Origin of the sequence: Pseudoalteromonas sp. T1lg24, from assembly GCF_002964745.1 — a bacterium.
Taxonomy (GTDB): domain Bacteria; phylum Pseudomonadota; class Gammaproteobacteria; order Enterobacterales; family Alteromonadaceae; genus Pseudoalteromonas; species Pseudoalteromonas spongiae.
The window spans coordinates 569538-585062 of sequence record NZ_PQCB01000006.1 but is presented as its reverse complement, the minus strand read 5'-3'; the positions used below and the strand labels follow the sequence as shown (position 1 = coordinate 585062).

Sequence of the window (15525 nt, the reverse complement as noted above, 5' to 3'; positions counted from 1 at the left end):
ATTTATCTTCTTAATTATTTTCGGCGATATACTTTTTGTACATCTGGCATTACTCGAATTCGGCGCATTATGTTAGCGACATGGATGCGGTCTTTCACTGTGATACCTAGATCGATTAGGTATAAGTTACTCTCTTTTTCTTCGGTACTAATTTCAACAATGTTTGCCGCGGTCGTTGATACTAAATTCGTTAATTTAGCGAGTGCGCCTTGGTGGTTTATAATTTCAACACGTAGTGCTGCAATATATTCTTTTTCTGGGTTGTCTTCCCATTTCACAACAAAATATTTCGAGCGTTCTTGCTGCCAACCGCGAATGTTCTTACATTCTTGGCGATGAACCGTAAGGCCTTTACCTTGGCTAATATGCGCAACAATCTCATCACCAGGAACAGGGCGGCAGCACTTAGAGTAGTTAATTAACATCCCTTCAGTACCAATAATGGCCGCTTTTTTGTTGTGGTTTAGTTCGCCAACATCTTCGCCTTGCTCTTGTAGCAAACGCTTTGCGACAAGTAGGCTTAAAATGTTACCTGAACCAATTTCTATTAATAATTTATCAAGTGAATCAACATTATGTTCTTCCACTGTGCGTGCCAGCGCTTCTTCACTTACATCGCTTAAATGGTGCTCGCCAAGTGCTGAATCTAAAAGGCGACGGCCTAATTGCAGTGCTTCTTCGTGCTCTTGCTTCTTAAGGTATTTTTGCACGCCCATACGCGCTTTTGCGGTAACAATAAAATTAAGCCAAGTCGCGTTAGGGTGAGCACCTGAGCTAGTAATAACTTCAACCGTTTGGCCAGTGTCAAGCGCTGCGCTTAGTGGATAAGGCTTTCTGTTCACCCGCACACCAACACAGGTGTTACCAACGTCGGTGTGAACTGCGTAGGCAAAATCGACCGCTGTGGCGCCCATTGGTAATTCAATTATGCGACCATCTGGCGTGAATACATAAATCTCTTCAGGGAAAAGTTCTGTTTTAACGTTTTCAACAAATTCGAATGATGAGCCTGCGCTTTGTTGTAATTCAAGTAAGCTTTGCATCCACTGGCGAGCGCGTTGCTGCGCCGTATTACCCGCACTATCACCTGCTTTTTTGTAAAGCCAGTGTGCGGCAACCCCTTTGTCAGCCATTTGATCCATTTCATGGGTGCGAATTTGAATTTCAACGGGAATACCATGCGGACCTACAAGCGAGGTATGCAAAGACTGATAGCCATTGGTTTTTGGTACGGCGATGTAGTCTTTAAAACGCGTTTCGATTGGTTTGTATAGGTTGTGCACAACCCCAAGTACGCGGTAGCAGGTGTCCATTGAATTGGCGACAATGCGAAACGCGTAAATATCCATTACTTCGTTAAACATCAGTTCTTTATTTAGCATTTTTCGGTAAATGCTATAAAGGTGTTTTTCGCGGCCTGATACTTCAACTTCAATGCCCGATTCTTCAATGCGCGAGATAATTTCGTTTTGAATGTTTTGAATTATCTCTTTACGGTTTCCCCGTGCTTTAGTGACTTCGTTTTTTAGCGCGCGGTGACGCATTGGGTAAAGCGCTTGAAAACCCAAATCTTCCAACTCATTTTTAATGTCATGAATACCAAGACGGTTGGCGATTGGGGCAAAAATCTCAAGTGTTTCACGGGCAATGCGACGACGTTTTTCAGGACGCAGTGCGCCAAGTGTTCGCATATTGTGTGTGCGGTCTGCAAGCTTGATAAGAATAACGCGAATATCTTGCGTCATTGCCATAATCATTTTGCGATAGTTTTCCGCTTGGAATTCTTTTTGATCTTTAAAGCTGAGTTTATCGAGCTTTGACACACCCTCAACCAGTTCGGCAACGGTATCGCCAAAAATTTCAGCAAGGTCTTGTTGGCTGAAATCGGTATCTTCAATCACGTCATGCATTAATGCAGCCATTAAGGTTTCGTGATCTAAGCGCATATTGGCAAGTATTTGTGTCACCTCAACAGGGTGGGTGATATAGGGTTCACCACTTGAACGTGTTTGACCTTCGTGTGCGTCACGCGCAACCACATAGGCCTTTTGCACAAGTTCAACTTGCTCTGGCGTTAAATATTCTGAGATGTTCTTTTTAAGACCTTCAAAAAGATACATTGATGCTCCAATACTAGCTATAGAGGGGAATTGATAACAATATACGATGAATTGGAAGGGATTGCCAACGACTGTTTCTTATTAAAAAGTCGAACAGTCGCTGGAAAAGCTACTCAGCTAAGGAAAGCGAGAGTAGGGAGCAATAATTATTGCTTATTGGTGACCACCACCAACGATAGCAGCAACCGCAGCTAGCTCAGCCGCTTCTTGGTTTTGCTGATCTTCACGCTCTAGTGAATCTAAAGAATCATTGGTGATGAAACCTTTTTCAATTTCACGTAGTGCGATTACAGTTGGCTTGTCGTTTTCAGCATCAACCATAGGATCTTTGCCACCAGTTGCGATTTGGCGCGCACGGCGAGCCGCAACTAAAATAAGGTCAAAACGGTTACCAATCTTATCTACTGCATCTTCAACAGTTACTCGAGCCATCAGGCACTCCAAAAATTTATTATTCGCAAAAGCGTAGTTTACTTGATGCGAAGAAAATAGCCAATACTTGGATTAATTTAATCCGCTAATAAGTCATTCAGCAGTTGCTGGTGCTTATGCGTTTGGTTGGTTTGTGCCAAGCGCGAGGCAAAGACAATGGTTTCCAACTGGTAAAGTGCGGTATCAAAATCATCATTCACAATGAGATAATCGTATTCATTGTAATGAGAGGTTTCTGATTGTGCTTTTGCCATACGGCTCGCGATGACTTCGGCGCTGTCTTGACCTCGGCTATTTAAACGCGCTTCAAGTTCTTGCTTTGATGGTGGCAAAATAAAAATAGTGCGTACATCTGAAACAAGCTCTCTTACTTGGCGCGCGCCTTGCCAATCAATATCTAAAAATACATCAATGCCATTCGCTAATTGCGTTTCAATGCTTTGTTTTGACGTACCATAGTAGTTATCAAACACTTGTGCCCATTCAAAAAAGCCATCATCAGCAATGACTTGTTTAAATTCATCTTGCGTTACAAAATGATAGTGCACGCCGTTTTCTTCACCCGGACGAGGTGAGCGTGTGGTGTGGGATACCGATACTTTCATATCGCTATGGCGTTCTAACAGTGCGTTGATAAGGCTTGATTTACCTGCACCAGAAGGTGCTGACAAAATAAACAAATTACCACGAGCTTGGCTCATAATCTTTCCTAAAACATAAGTTTCGCTAAACCACCGACTTGCTAATTCAGTAGGCAGTCAGCACAATGGCGATATTATAAAAACTCGCAGCGCATTTAGAAAGCGATAGGCGACTTTTAATTGACAAAGAATTGTAAGAAATGAGTAAAGAAAGCCAAAAAATTATTGTTGGGTCGACTAATCCCGTAAAAATAAATGCAGTAAGCAATGCATTTTCTGCCATGTTTCCAAACATTGAATTTACCTGTGAAGGTGTATTTGCACCATCCGAGGTGGCAGACCAACCAATGACCGCAGAAGAAACCTTACTTGGTGCAAAAAACCGAGTTGCTTACACAAAAGCGCATTTTCAGGCGGATTGGTATGTTGCGATAGAGGGCGGTGTAGATAACTTTAGTTATGGTCCTGCGACCTTTGCTTACATTGTGATTGATAACAAACAGCATGTTCAAGTTGGCCGCAGTAGCAATTTACCTATGCCAAACGTGGTTTATCGTGCGCTTTGCGAAGGTGAAGAGCTGGGACATGTAATGGATAGGTTATTTGACACTGAGAATATTAAACAAAAGGGCGGGGCAATGGCGTTGTTAACGAATAACTCAGTCACCCGAGAGAGCGTTTACACCATGGCGATTACTACTGCGCTTGCACCATTTGTTAATCAACAACTGTTTAAATTGTAAATTGGATAATTAATGAAGTACCAATGGATCGTTTTTGATGCCGATGAAACCTTGTTTCATTTTGATGCATTTGCAGGTTTAAAACAGCTATTTTCAAACTACGATATCGTATTTGAAGAGTCTGATTTTGATGATTTTCAAGCCGTTAATAAGCCGCTTTGGGTGGATTATCAAAATGGCACAATTACCGCTAAAGAATTACAAATAAAGCGTTTCACACGTTGGGGTGAAACGTTAGACGTGGCACCTGAATTACTTAATCAACAGTTTATTGAAGCCATGGCTGATATTTGTCAGTGTTTGCCGGGTGCGCGTAAATTACTTGAGTTACTGCATGGTAAAGCAAAGCTTGCGATTATCACTAACGGCTTTACCGCACTGCAGCAGGTGCGCCTAGCTCGCACTGATTTAACGCACTTTTTTGAGCATGTCATTATCTCTGAGCAAGTGGGTGTGGCAAAACCGAATATTGCGATTTTCGACCATGCGGTGCAGCTGTTTGGCAATCCAGATAAATCAAACGTGTTGATGGTAGGTGATACGTTGAGTTCAGATATTTTAGGTGGTAAAAATGCGGGCCTTGATACTTGCTGGATTAATCATGCGGGTGAAAAAGAATTAGATACGGTAGGTGCTACCTATCAAGTGAACTGTTTAACGGGTTTGTATAATCTGATTACCTCATTACAAGCCGAAAGCAATTAGTGCTTTCGGCTTTGAATTAACATCATACTTCAAATTTGGCGATTTCTTTTTCCAGATTTTTAGTAAATGATTTAATTTGATCTGTGGCTTTATGCGCATCGAGTGAAACGCGCGCAGTATTTTCAGCGGTATCAGAAATATGCACTACTCGCTGCGCTGTATCTTCACCAGCTTGCAGCTGCTCTTTTGCTGCAACAGAGATCTGATGGCTCATTTCCGTAATCGCCGAGAGCGACTCAGCAATACGCGTAAGTTCTTCGGCGGCTTTTTGTGATTTGGTAACGGTTTCCTCACTGGTGCTAATACTTTGCGTTACCGATGATTTGGCATCTTTGGTTGCCGATTGTAGTTTAGCAATCATTTGTTGAATTTCTTCAGTGCTGGCTTGGGTGCGCTGGGCTAGCTGACGTACTTCGTCAGCAACAACCGCAAAACCGCGTCCTTGGTCGCCTGCACGGGCTGCCTCAATTGCGGCATTAAGGGCAAGTAAGTTGGTTTGCTCAGCAATGCCTTGGATAACACTTAACACGCTTTCGATATTATTTACTTCGTCATCTAAGGTTTGAATATTATCGCCTGCATTTTCAATTTGCTTTTCGAGCAGCTCAATTGTTTTGGCTGCTTCTTTAGTAAGAATATTCGCGCTTTTACCTTGTTCTTCAGCTTCTTTTACTGAATACGCAGCTTGCTCAGCGTGGTCGGCGACCGTTGCGGCTGATGCAGTTAGTTCGGTAATTGCAGAGGCAACTACATGGGTTTCTTTACTCAGTGAATTAGTGAGCTGATCGAGTTCTTGCGAACGTGTTTCAGAAGCGCGTACTTCATCTTGCAGCGCATCAGATACATTTTTGATACCACCAACCACATCTTGCAAACCGAGTTGCATATAGTTAATTGCGCCGGCGACACTGTTTTCATCTGCGCTTTGAAATGCATGGGTAGTTTTTAAGTTACCGCGAGAGGCGCTCATTACGGCGGATTGAACATGGTTAATTTCACCACCCAAAGATTTATTTAAATCTAGGCCAAATTTGGCAAGTACGACTGATAGCACAACAGCTATGAAAATTGACAGTGTAAGTAGCCAACTTGCCGTTTGCCAGTATCGCTCGTCTACTTCTTTGTAGCTAATGCCGGTACCTATGTACCAGCCCCAATCTTTTGTTTTTTGTACTACAGACGTTAAATCGACCACTTCGCCTTCGCGCTCAGAATCCCAATGATATGTAATGATTTGTCCGGTTTTATTGCCGACTAAACGTTCTACCATAGCGCCAATACTACCACCGCTGGCATCTTTAAAGTCGTTAAAACTTGTTCCATGTAGTTGAGGGTCGTGAGGCGTGGCTACGAAATTGAGTTGTTTGTCTACCACATAAACGTATTCAGAGTCGTGGTATTTGTTTTCTCTGAGCATTTGAGTGGCGAGTTGTTTTGCTTGTTCTTCATTGAGCGTGCCATTTTTGCTGGCGAGTTCAAATTGGTTGACGATATTAACTGTGCTTTTCATCAGCTGGTTAATACGTGCGATATTGTCCATTTCACTGGCTTGTCGTAAGGCTTTTAAACCTAGCCCTGCAAGTGAAATTAGCGAGAGAAATAAAACAACCGTAAAAATGACTATTTTATTCTTTAAGGTTAGTGAATTCATAGGCGTTTCCTCACATCTACCTTTATAAGTGGTACATCATAGCGCTGTCGCTAAGCTGCTGTTAGCGCCATCCTGTTGTGGTATGCAAAGTGAGAGAGGAATTGATTAATTTTGTTGAAGTTTAATTTGTATTTAATCAATTCTTAGATACCGTTTGATTAAACACTAACTGCTCGTTAATGTTTAATCAAGCGTTAATCGATGGTTAAATTTCATGTTCCCAAAGTAGTGTTACTAACTGGAAATTGTTTCAATTTCGTGCTGAGTTAGTGGGCGATATTCACCAGGTGCTAAGTTTGGATCAAGCGCCACAGTGCCTATTTTTTCACGATGAAGCGCCACTACGCGGTTATCAACAGCAGCTAGCATGCGTTTAACTTGGTGATATTTACCTTCATAAATTGAAAGGCGCATAGAATAATCAGCGATTTTTTCTACGATCGCTGGCTTTGTTGCACTTTTTTCACCATGTAACATCACGCCATCAGTTAGTTGTTCGCACATTTCATCTGTAATTGGCTGTTCTGTTTCAATTAAATACACTTTGTATTTTTGATGGCGCGGTGAAGTGATTTTGTGGCTCCAATCGCCGTCTGATGTAATTAACACAAGCCCTGTCGTATCGATATCAAGTCGCCCTGCAACATGGAGTTTATCCATCATAGGTTCATCAAGTAGATCAAAGACGGTTTGATGCATTTCATCGCTATTGGCGCAAATAAAGTCTTCCGGTTTATTCAGCATGTAATAGCGCTCACCCACAGCGGTGATCTCTTCACCATACCAAGTCACAGCGTCATCGCGAGTTACTTGTGTATCAGCTTTGATAATCACTTCGCCATTAATTGTTGCGTGTTTTCTTTTAATACCGATTTTTGCTTTTGAGCGCGGCACTTCGGCAAAATGGCTTAAAAATTTATCAAGGCGGCAAGGGAATTTAATCGTCATGGCAGTGCTTATTACGGAACCAAAAATAATAGCGGGAGTATACGCAGAGATATAAAAAAAGCCAGTAAAGCTTAGCTTTACTGGCTTTTAAGCAACAAACATTGGGAAATGTTAAATTAGAAGCTGTATTGTGCACCTAAGTAAACGAAGCGACCGCGACCACCGCCGTATTGGCTATAGTAGTTACCACGTCCACTTGGCGTGAAGCGACCATAATTATTTGCTAGGTTGTTCACACCACCGTATACACGTACTTCCGAACCACCTAAATCCAGCTTATATGATACTGATAGATCGTGACGAAGATACGAACCATAATCTTGGAAAGCAAGTGCTTCTGGGTTAGCAATACATGAGTCAGCTTGATTTGAGCACGCCTCGGTATTTTCTAGTAACGCTTCTTGGTAATCCTCTTCGAGAGACTGACTCATTTTGAATTCGCCAAGGTACTTCGTACTCCAACGAACACGTAAGTCATTATAGCGCCAAGTTAGTGATGCTGAGCCTTTTTTGTCTGGTGAACCGAAGCCAGCATAATGGTCAGTTACAATACCTGCTGACGTTTCATTAGTTAAAGCATTTTCAATAACTTGGGTGTAATCTGCTTTAAATGATAGTGAGCCAAAATCATTCAAATCAAACTTATAAGCTGCTGAGAAATCAACACCGCGAGAAGTTAACTCATTGAGGTTATATTCACGTTGTACAATTTTCTGAATTTGGCCTTCAGAGTCTCGACTTACATCGTTACAATAGGTGTTGTCGCCGCCCCAAGGAATGCTTGAGTCGTAGCAAAGCTCTAAAATACGCTCATTACTTAATACTGAAATTACGTCTTCAACGGTAATGTCGTAGTAATCAGCTGCCAAGCGAACGCCACCTAAAAATTCAGGGCTCAGTGTTAAACCATAAGTAATCGTTGTCGCACTTTCTTCTTTTAATTGGTCGTTACCCACGTTTGGTGAATAACCACTATTTTCATCTTCAAATTCAAAATCAGGGTTTTCAGCTAACTGTGCTGCAATAGTAGGTTCTTGACGACATGCATCGTGACCTGGTGCAGTTGATGTTGCTGTTAATCCCTCACAGATATCGTCAAACGAGTCATAGTCACCACGTTCAGGTGAAAGCAACTCTGTAATTGAAGGAGCGCGTTGAGCTGTTGCCCAATTTGCGCGCAACATATAACCATCGAACGGCTCATAGATTAAGCCAACTTTATAACTTTGTACTAACCCTGTGTTTGACCAGCTGTAATCAGCAAAACGAGCTGATACATCTGCAGATAGGTTTTTAGCTGCAAATTGGTCACGTAAAAGCGGTACAGAGAATTCTGCAAATGCTTCTCGCACATCAACACTACCTTTAAAGGCTGGTACAACGTTCCAAGTAATACCGCCGCGCTTCATTGCTGCGTCAGTTTTCATTTCTTGGGTGTCTTTTCTATATTCTGCCCCAAATACTGCAGAAACGGCGCCGGCAGGTAACTCAAACAAATCACCCGTAATATAACCCATGGCATTCATTTGCTCGTTGTAGTTATCAAGCGTTGGGTTTACGCGAATGTAGTCTGCCATTTCTGGGGTAATTGAACCTTCACCAAATAGATTCAGTGCAACACATCCATCAGCGCGTGCGTCTGGGTTTTTACATTGAATTGTGCCGTCAGCAAGTTGCTCTGCATTTAACGCTTCTTTTACTTTGAAGATATCAAGTTCATTTAAGCGTACTTGGTTTTGGTGAAATTTACCGTAACCTACTGAAATATCCCATTCCCATTCGCCATTAAACGCATAGCCTTGTAAACCAGCCCAAGTACGAATAGTTTCACGGGTATTATCGGTTGATACCGGGCCAACTTCAGCAAAGCGGCGGTCCCAATAAATACGGTCGCGATACGGGTTGCTATCAAGAATTTCTTGCGGCACATAAGGGTTATCAATTGGAATATAACCAGGGCTTACAAAGCCCGCTGGGTCGCCTGTTTCAGGATCTAGTACTGAAACGGCTGCGCCTTCGTAGTCATCTTCTGGTGATTTTAGATTGAACGTTTCGCTGCGGCTGTAATGAACTTGCGCATAGGCTTTTGTTTCATCTGTAATTTCAAAATCTACTTTAACTGCCGCCGATAAGTTATCTTGTGGTACTTTTAGTTGAACGTATTGCTGTGTATTTAAACCATAGATTTCTTCATTGCCTTTCCAGTCATCACGTAATGTTTGACCGTCGTACCAAAATTGTTTGTCGTTACGGCTGTTTTCTAAGAAAACACCACCTAATGTACCATCACTTTTGCTTACCCAATCAGCTTGTGTAATATCGCGCATACACTCACGACCGTCAGCAGTTAACATGGTATTACACATTTCATCGAAGTCGTATAGATATGAATCTTCTACTTGTGCACGTTTACGGTCATAGAACGATAAACCAAAATCACGGTCGTAAGATGAACTAAAGAATACATAGCCTTTTTCATTGGCAAATGTGCTGCCATGATCAAAATCGAATGATAATTCTTCTGCGCCACCATCAGTAGATTGACCTGATTTTACAGAGAATGAGGTACCAACTTTGTCTTTTTCGGTAATGATGTTAACAACACCCGCAATAGCATCCGAACCATATGTTGCTGAAGCACCACCAGTAATTACCTCAACTCGCTCAACCATACTACTTGGAATGGTGCTCAAACTAACGTAATTACCATTATAACTGTTTGAAACTACTCGGCGTCCATCGATCAAGGTTAGTGTACGGTCGGTACCAAGATCACGTAAGTCAATGGTTGATAAACCTGTTCCTGTTACGCTTGATTGAGTCGTAGTATTACTTAATGTGGCGTTAATCGCTGGCATATTCTCAACAAGAATTTCAGCTAAGCTACCAAGACCTGTGTCTTCAATTGCTGCTTTATCCATTGTTACCAATGGTGTTGCAACTGAAAAACTATCACGTTTAATACGTGAACCAGTAACGGTAATTTTTTCTGGTGCGTCTTTTTCGCTGGTTTGTTGTGGCACGTTATTTGATTGTGCAACAGCTTGACGCTCGACCTCTGCATCAGCCCATGCATTGCCAGAAATAGCAAATGCAATTGCTGCTGCAATTGAGCATTTTTTAGTATTAATTCCCACGTTGATTTCCCCTTGAGGATTTGTTCGCCCTGTTTGCCAGAGCAATCATTTTAGTTATTGTGTAATTTGGCTAGTAACAGCACATCGTTGCTGTTAACTGTGATGCTGCTGTTACTAGTCAGCTCAAAACATTTGCGCTACATAAATGATTTGAGTGGGCCAAGGAGGCTTATCATGGTTTTAAAACAGCGGTTATCTGAGCTCAATACTCAGGCTCTCTATTCTTCCACTTTTTAATGTCTATTTAATATCTATTTGAATATTTTCTATTTATAACAGATGGTTAGGTTTATTTTTGTGGTGTGTAATTGATTTGGAAACAGACATAAAATATGCAGTTAGACGCAATAATTTTGCAACTAAACAGTATTTTTAGGTAAGCTTGAATGCATAAAAACGAAGATTAAATCGATAATGAATAGCGCTGCGCCATATTTTTTAGGTCGGGTAGAAGTTAACCCGTTAGAACACACTTTAGTGCGTGATGAACGAATCATTTCATTGCAACCAAAGTTTATAGAGTTACTTTGTTATTTGGCAGAGCAACAGCCTGAGCTATTAACGCGTCAGCAAATTATTGATCATGTTTGGGATGGCAATAATTACGTTGGTGAAAAAGCGCTTACCAATGCGATTTGGCACCTGCGAAAAGCTTTAAAAGAGCTCGATAGCGAACAAGAGTTTATTGAAACAGTGCGAAAGTCAGGTTATCGACTGCTGGTAGCGCCAGTATTTGCGGAGCAGCAAGATACTGTTTTTCTGCAAATATCTTCTCGCAATATTAAGCAGCTAGGCTTATTTATTGGTTTTGTACTGAGTGTCGTTTTTGCGTGGCTACTTTGGCCTGAACCACAACAAAAAGTGTATCAACAACCTGAGTTGATAACTCAGTATCCCGGGCGAGAGCTATTTCCTAGCGTATCAAATGATGGCCGCTACTTGGTTTATTCTTGGCGACAAATGGACCGAAAAATAGACCTTTATCGTAAAGACTTACAACAGCCAGATCTTAAACACACAAAAATAACACATACTCCCGGCAGTGAGTCTCGCTCTGTATGGGCCCATGATGATTCAAAACTCTATTATTACCGAAGACTAAGCTCACGCTGCGAAGTACTAAGCGTCAATATGAGTGATTTTGCTATTGAAAAACATGGCGAATGTTCAAATTCATCAAATGATGTGGCGGTATCGCCAGATGGCAAATTGCTCGCTTATGTGGGTGTTGACCCTGAAAACACCACGCGTGGCGTGTACATTAAACAACTTGATTTAAATGAGCCCGCAAGACGTATTCGTTGTAACAATTGTGAACCGGGGGAAAGCGAAGCAATTGATTTTAGTCCCGATAGCACGCGATTAGCTATCTCACGTAATTTGGCAAATGGTAACGAAGATATTTTTATCTACGATATACAGACTAAAACAGAGCAGCGAGTAGTAACCGGGCTCCCTGATATTCGCGGTTTAGCATGGCAACCGGATGCTGAAAAAATTGTATTTTCAGCCATAATGCATGGCAACCGCCATGGGTTTGAGTTGGACTTAACTAGCAACCACAAAACCAATTTAAATGTTGAAGGGTTTAGCTATCCGGCATTTGATAGAGCAGGTAACCTTTATTATCACGATTGGAAAATAGACACCTCAATTATGCGTTTGGAGCTTGATAGTGATGTTGCTGCGTCTCCATTTCCGCTAATTCAATCTGAGTTCGATTTTCGTTATCCCGATTACTCTCAAGCTGCAGACAAGTTAGCGTTTATTTCTAATGAGTCGGGGTTTGATGAAGTGTGGACATCAAGTCTTGATGGTACCCAGCGCAAGCAGCTAACTCAGTTAAAATTTCATGCTCGCAACCCTATTTGGTCACCCGACGGTAAGAAAATCGCATTTACCGCAAACAATGGTCAAGAAAGCCGGTTGTATGTACTTGATGCGCTAACCAGTCAGCTAAAGCAAATCAAAACAGAGCTTAATTATTATGGTAAAGCCCGTTGGTCGCAAGATGGTAGCGCGCTGTATTCGGCATCGGTTGGAGACATCTATCGCATTGAAATTGAGTCTGGTATTGCGACACGAATTACTCGCGGGGCGCATGCAATAGAAGTAAAAGAAAATCAATTGATTGTTTACAAAGAAGGTAAAGGGTTATGGCAGGTATCAATTAACGGCGAATTAATTGACGAACAGCCATTGATTAAGAATTTAAAGTTGGCAAATAGCACAGGTTGGCATGTTACTGAACAAGGGATTTATTACTTTAAAGTGCGTGGCCATGATTATCGTTTAAGTTTTTATGACTTTGCTAGTAATCAAGACAAAGACGTATTGCGTGTGCCTGAGCGTGCGTTCTCGCGCTCGCGCGGCATGAGTTTTGTGCCAACGAAACAGTGGTTGTTGTTTACAGGTTATGAATCGCCGCAAGTCGATATCAAACGAATGCGCAAAGACTATGATTAAAAGAAAAGGGGCCTAAGCCCCTTTTTTGTCTATTTTTAGAAGCGGTACATCACGCCTAAATTAAACTGGAATTGGTTTAGTACCTCACCATCAAAATACCAATCACATTGTGTGCCGTTTGGGTCGATTTGGCATACGGTGGTTGAATCATTTTTTAAAACAGTGGCTAACCAACGGGCTTCTCCTAATGCAATGATGTTGTCGGTAATTTTATACTCTAAGCCACCGTATAAACCGGTGGCAAAAAAACTATCTGAATCGGAAAAGTTAGATGAAATATGATTAACACCCAATTGCGCACCAAGGTAGCTTGAAAGCTGTTTATTAACAGGTAAAACAACTGCGCTTTGAAATAATAAATAATTTAGGTCTAGCTCATAGTTAGCTGCATTTCGCTGACTGCTCGACATGCGCGAGTAATATAAACCGTATTTAGAAATACCATCATGTTTATCAAGGCTAAAGCCAAAGTTAGCATCGTCTTTAATGTCTATCTTTGTGCCGTTTTCTGTTTCTAATTCTTGGCTTAACGATTGGCCATAATAACCTGCTATGGCAATGTCGGCGGTGCTCGAAAAACTCAAAGCGAGCAAAATAGTTGCGAGTGAAAGCTTAGCGCGCATCTGATTTCCTATTCCTAAAAATACTCAACGTAATGAAGAGTATACGCTTTTGAATAAAATTTCAGCCTGTTTGTCGTAAAAGGTTTATTTTCGCGGTGAGGCTGGATTAATATGAATAACTAGGTTTTTAAACGTTGTACGCTATGATTTCTGGATTCAAAAATACACTACTCAATATTATTAAAACCCAACCAGTGGTGGATCAGCACAGCGAAGCATGGATCTTGGATACATTTTTATGGGTATATCAAGAATTTGATGGTGATGTGCTGTTAAACGATATGCGTTTTGTTTTACCAAATGCAGAGTTTTTCCCCGAGCAGGTCAGTAGTATTGAGCAAATGGCCAGCTATGTTTTTACTCAGGTAAAACAGTATGCCGGTATGCAGACTTGGCCAATTCAGCTGGTGGCGCCTCATCAAATATCAGAACAGAGTTTTCCACGTTTAGAATTTGCCAATGTTAAACGCGGTGAAAGCGCAGAGTTGATCGCTGCGAGTGGTTCATTAAATATATCTTTCAATCCCAATCAAATAAATCAGCCGCAAGACTTAATCGCGTCTTTTTCACAATCGTTAGCGCATATCAATGTGTTGCAAAATCGAAGCTTGCCACCAGGTGGTCAGGAATTTGTGCCACAAGCGGTTGATTTGTTGTCGTGCTTTATGGGCTTTGGCGTGATGATGGCAAATACGGCGTATCAATTTCGTGGTGGCTGTGGTTCGTGTTACAACCCGTATGCCAATCGCAGTGCGACCTTGAATGAATCTGAGCTAATTTACATTTTGGCTTTGTTGTTAAAGGCCAAAAAATTACCGTTATCGCATATTTCATCGCACTTGAAGCCACATCTTCGTACCATGTTAAAGCGTGCAAATAAACAATTAGAGAACACCATAAAGCAATCGGCAAATCCAATGCTGATCGCATTAACGGAGGTTAAGTGAACTATCTCGACGAATTTTTATTAATTGCAATTAGTCACTTTTTTGCAGTCGCAAGTCCAGGCCCTGATTTTACGCTCGTGCTCAAGCAGAGCATTCAAAAGGGGCGAAACAATGCGCTTGTAACAAGTGCGGGCATCGCAACAGGGATTTTAGTGCATGTAAGTTATTGTGTGCTCGGTGTGGCGATTGTGATTTCGCAATCACCTACCGTGTTTGCAGCACTTAAATATTTGGCGGCGGCGTACTTGGCATATATTGGTGTCATGGCGTTGCGAGCGAAGCCTGCGGATCAGCAAGCGCAGCAGGTGCAAACCAATACACAGGCCGAATCCATGGTTAAAGCGTTTAGTCGTGGCTTTTTAGTTAATGCACTTAATCCGAAAGCAACCTTATTTTTCTTAAGTTTATTTACCTTGGTTATCAGTGTGGAAACACCGATTACAGTGCAAGTGGGCTATGGATTATATATGGCTGTTGCAACTTTAGTGTGGTTTAGCTTTTTATCCATTGTTTTGAGTCGCTCAAAGGTGCGTGCGTTTTTCTTACGTGCCGGACATTGGTTTGACCGCGGTATCGGCGTGGTGTTAATTGGTTTGGCAATTAGAGTGGTGTGGGTATGATTTATTACAACCTAGCGTATGGTTCCAATATGTCGCTTAACCGGCTATTAGCAAGGCTGCCTAATGCTACCCGTATTGGTGTATCTACTGTAACAGGATTTACCTTAACATTTGATAAGCAAGGGTTTGACGGCTCGGGTAAATGTAATGCGCTGAAAACCGATAATCACGATGATGTGTTATATGGTGTGCTGTATCAAATTAACAGTGATGAAAAAGCGATTCTTGATGAAATAGAAGGGCCGCGTTACGACAACCAGCAAATCGTTGTAACCAATGAATGTGGTAAGCAATTTAATGCATATTGCTATGTTGCCAATACGCTGTGCCAGCAACACTTACCGTATGACTGGTATTTAAAACATGTATTAACCGGAGCCTTAGAGGCAAAACTACCGCAGCAATACATCGACAATATTCGCGCGCAAGCAACACAAACAGATACCGATTCCGCGCGCGCAGAACGTGAATTTTCAATATATAAATAAGAAC

At 41.7% G+C, this 15525-nt stretch carries 13 protein-coding genes; 6 read left to right on the top strand and 7 right to left on the bottom strand.

Annotated features, from left to right (window positions below; translation table 11 throughout):
• Positions 1-14 precede the first annotated feature (14 nt).
• From spoT to gmk, 3 genes are all read right to left on the bottom strand, one after another.
• Positions 15-2120: a bifunctional GTP diphosphokinase/guanosine-3',5'-bis pyrophosphate 3'-pyrophosphohydrolase gene (gene spoT, locus C2M30_RS05740; RefSeq protein WP_100912641.1), complete on the bottom strand. Its 2106-nt coding sequence runs from the start codon at positions 2118-2120 to the stop codon at positions 15-17.
• Between the two features lie 153 nt (positions 2121-2273).
• A complete protein-coding gene (gene rpoZ, locus C2M30_RS05735) occupies positions 2274-2552 on the bottom strand; it encodes a DNA-directed RNA polymerase subunit omega (protein ID WP_010561050.1) in 279 nt (92 codons plus the stop codon).
• A gap of 77 nt (positions 2553-2629) precedes the next feature.
• Positions 2630-3253: a guanylate kinase gene (gene gmk, locus C2M30_RS05730; protein WP_010561049.1), complete on the bottom strand. Its 624-nt coding sequence runs from the start codon at positions 3251-3253 to the stop codon at positions 2630-2632.
• Positions 3254-3393: 140 nt separating this feature from the next.
• Here gmk and yjjX point away from each other — a divergent pair, with 140 nt between their 5' ends.
• Complete coding sequence (yjjX, locus tag C2M30_RS05725) at positions 3394-3936, top strand: inosine/xanthosine triphosphatase (RefSeq protein WP_105170971.1); 543 nt, start codon at positions 3394-3396, stop codon at positions 3934-3936.
• Between the two features lie 12 nt (positions 3937-3948).
• Complete coding sequence (yjjG, locus tag C2M30_RS05720; RefSeq protein WP_105170970.1) at positions 3949-4641, top strand: pyrimidine 5'-nucleotidase; 693 nt, start codon at positions 3949-3951, stop codon at positions 4639-4641.
• 22 nt (positions 4642-4663) lie between these two features.
• Here the strand turns inward: yjjG and C2M30_RS05715 are convergent, their stop codons facing one another.
• The 3 genes from C2M30_RS05715 to C2M30_RS05705 form a co-directional block, all read right to left on the bottom strand.
• Entirely contained in the window at positions 4664-6292 is a 1629-nt protein-coding gene (locus C2M30_RS05715; RefSeq protein WP_105170969.1) for a methyl-accepting chemotaxis protein, read from the bottom strand.
• A 234-nt stretch (positions 6293-6526) separates the two neighbouring features.
• Complete coding sequence (gene rsuA / locus C2M30_RS05710; RefSeq protein WP_100914486.1) at positions 6527-7234, bottom strand: 16S rRNA pseudouridine(516) synthase RsuA; 708 nt, start codon at positions 7232-7234, stop codon at positions 6527-6529.
• Between the two features lie 122 nt (positions 7235-7356).
• Positions 7357-10377 carry a TonB-dependent receptor domain-containing protein gene (locus C2M30_RS05705; RefSeq protein WP_234004688.1) on the bottom strand — a complete coding sequence of 1007 codons (3021 nt, stop codon included), beginning with the start codon at positions 10375-10377 and terminating at the stop codon, positions 7357-7359.
• 414 nt (positions 10378-10791) lie between these two features.
• On the opposite strand from C2M30_RS05705, the gene C2M30_RS05700 reads away from it, so the two are divergent.
• Positions 10792-12843 (top strand): winged helix-turn-helix domain-containing protein, encoded by a 2052-nt coding sequence (locus C2M30_RS05700; RefSeq protein WP_105170968.1) that lies wholly within the window; start codon positions 10792-10794, stop codon positions 12841-12843.
• Positions 12844-12878: 35 nt separating this feature from the next.
• Here C2M30_RS05700 and C2M30_RS05695 read toward each other — a convergent pair whose 3' ends face one another.
• A complete protein-coding gene (locus C2M30_RS05695) occupies positions 12879-13466 on the bottom strand; it encodes an outer membrane beta-barrel protein (RefSeq protein ID WP_105170967.1) in 588 nt (195 codons plus the stop codon).
• 143 nt (positions 13467-13609) lie between these two features.
• Between C2M30_RS05695 and C2M30_RS05690 the strand changes: the two genes are divergently transcribed.
• Genes C2M30_RS05690 through C2M30_RS05680 form a run of 3 tightly spaced genes read left to right on the top strand, consistent with a single transcriptional unit; the run spans position 13610 to position 15521 of the window.
• Positions 13610-14413, top strand: coding sequence for a hypothetical protein (locus C2M30_RS05690; protein WP_105170966.1), 804 nt, complete (start codon positions 13610-13612; stop codon positions 14411-14413).
• The gene (locus C2M30_RS05685) at positions 14410-15033 is read left to right on the top strand and encodes a LysE family transporter (RefSeq protein WP_105170965.1); all 624 of its coding nucleotides are present in this window, start codon (positions 14410-14412) and stop codon (positions 15031-15033) included. The genes C2M30_RS05690 and C2M30_RS05685 overlap by 4 nt, the downstream gene beginning before the upstream one ends.
• Positions 15030-15521: a gamma-glutamylcyclotransferase family protein gene (locus C2M30_RS05680; RefSeq protein ID WP_010561039.1), complete on the top strand. Its 492-nt coding sequence runs from the start codon at positions 15030-15032 to the stop codon at positions 15519-15521. The genes C2M30_RS05685 and C2M30_RS05680 overlap by 4 nt, the downstream gene beginning before the upstream one ends.
• The last annotated feature ends 4 nt before the right edge of the window (positions 15522-15525 follow it).

Bases quoted from the DNA above. Each gene is read 5' to 3' on its own strand.
- spoT (WP_100912641.1), bottom strand. From the start codon at position 2,120: ATGTATCTTTTTGAAGGTCTTAAAAAGAACATCTCAGAATATTTAACG.
- C2M30_RS05690 (WP_105170966.1), top strand. From the start codon at position 13,610: ATGATTTCTGGATTCAAAAATACACTACTCAATATTATTAAAACCCAA.
- C2M30_RS05700 (WP_105170968.1), top strand. From the start codon at position 10,792: ATGAATAGCGCTGCGCCATATTTTTTAGGTCGGGTAGAAGTTAACCCG.
- yjjX (WP_105170971.1), top strand. From the start codon at position 3,394: ATGAGTAAAGAAAGCCAAAAAATTATTGTTGGGTCGACTAATCCCGTA.
- C2M30_RS05695 (WP_105170967.1), bottom strand. From the start codon at position 13,466: ATGCGCGCTAAGCTTTCACTCGCAACTATTTTGCTCGCTTTGAGTTTT.
- gmk (WP_010561049.1), bottom strand. From the start codon at position 3,253: ATGAGCCAAGCTCGTGGTAATTTGTTTATTTTGTCAGCACCTTCTGGT.
- yjjG (WP_105170970.1), top strand. From the start codon at position 3,949: ATGAAGTACCAATGGATCGTTTTTGATGCCGATGAAACCTTGTTTCAT.
- C2M30_RS05680 (WP_010561039.1), top strand. From the start codon at position 15,030: ATGATTTATTACAACCTAGCGTATGGTTCCAATATGTCGCTTAACCGG.
- rpoZ (WP_010561050.1), bottom strand. From the start codon at position 2,552: ATGGCTCGAGTAACTGTTGAAGATGCAGTAGATAAGATTGGTAACCGT.
- C2M30_RS05715 (WP_105170969.1), bottom strand. From the start codon at position 6,292: ATGAATTCACTAACCTTAAAGAATAAAATAGTCATTTTTACGGTTGTT.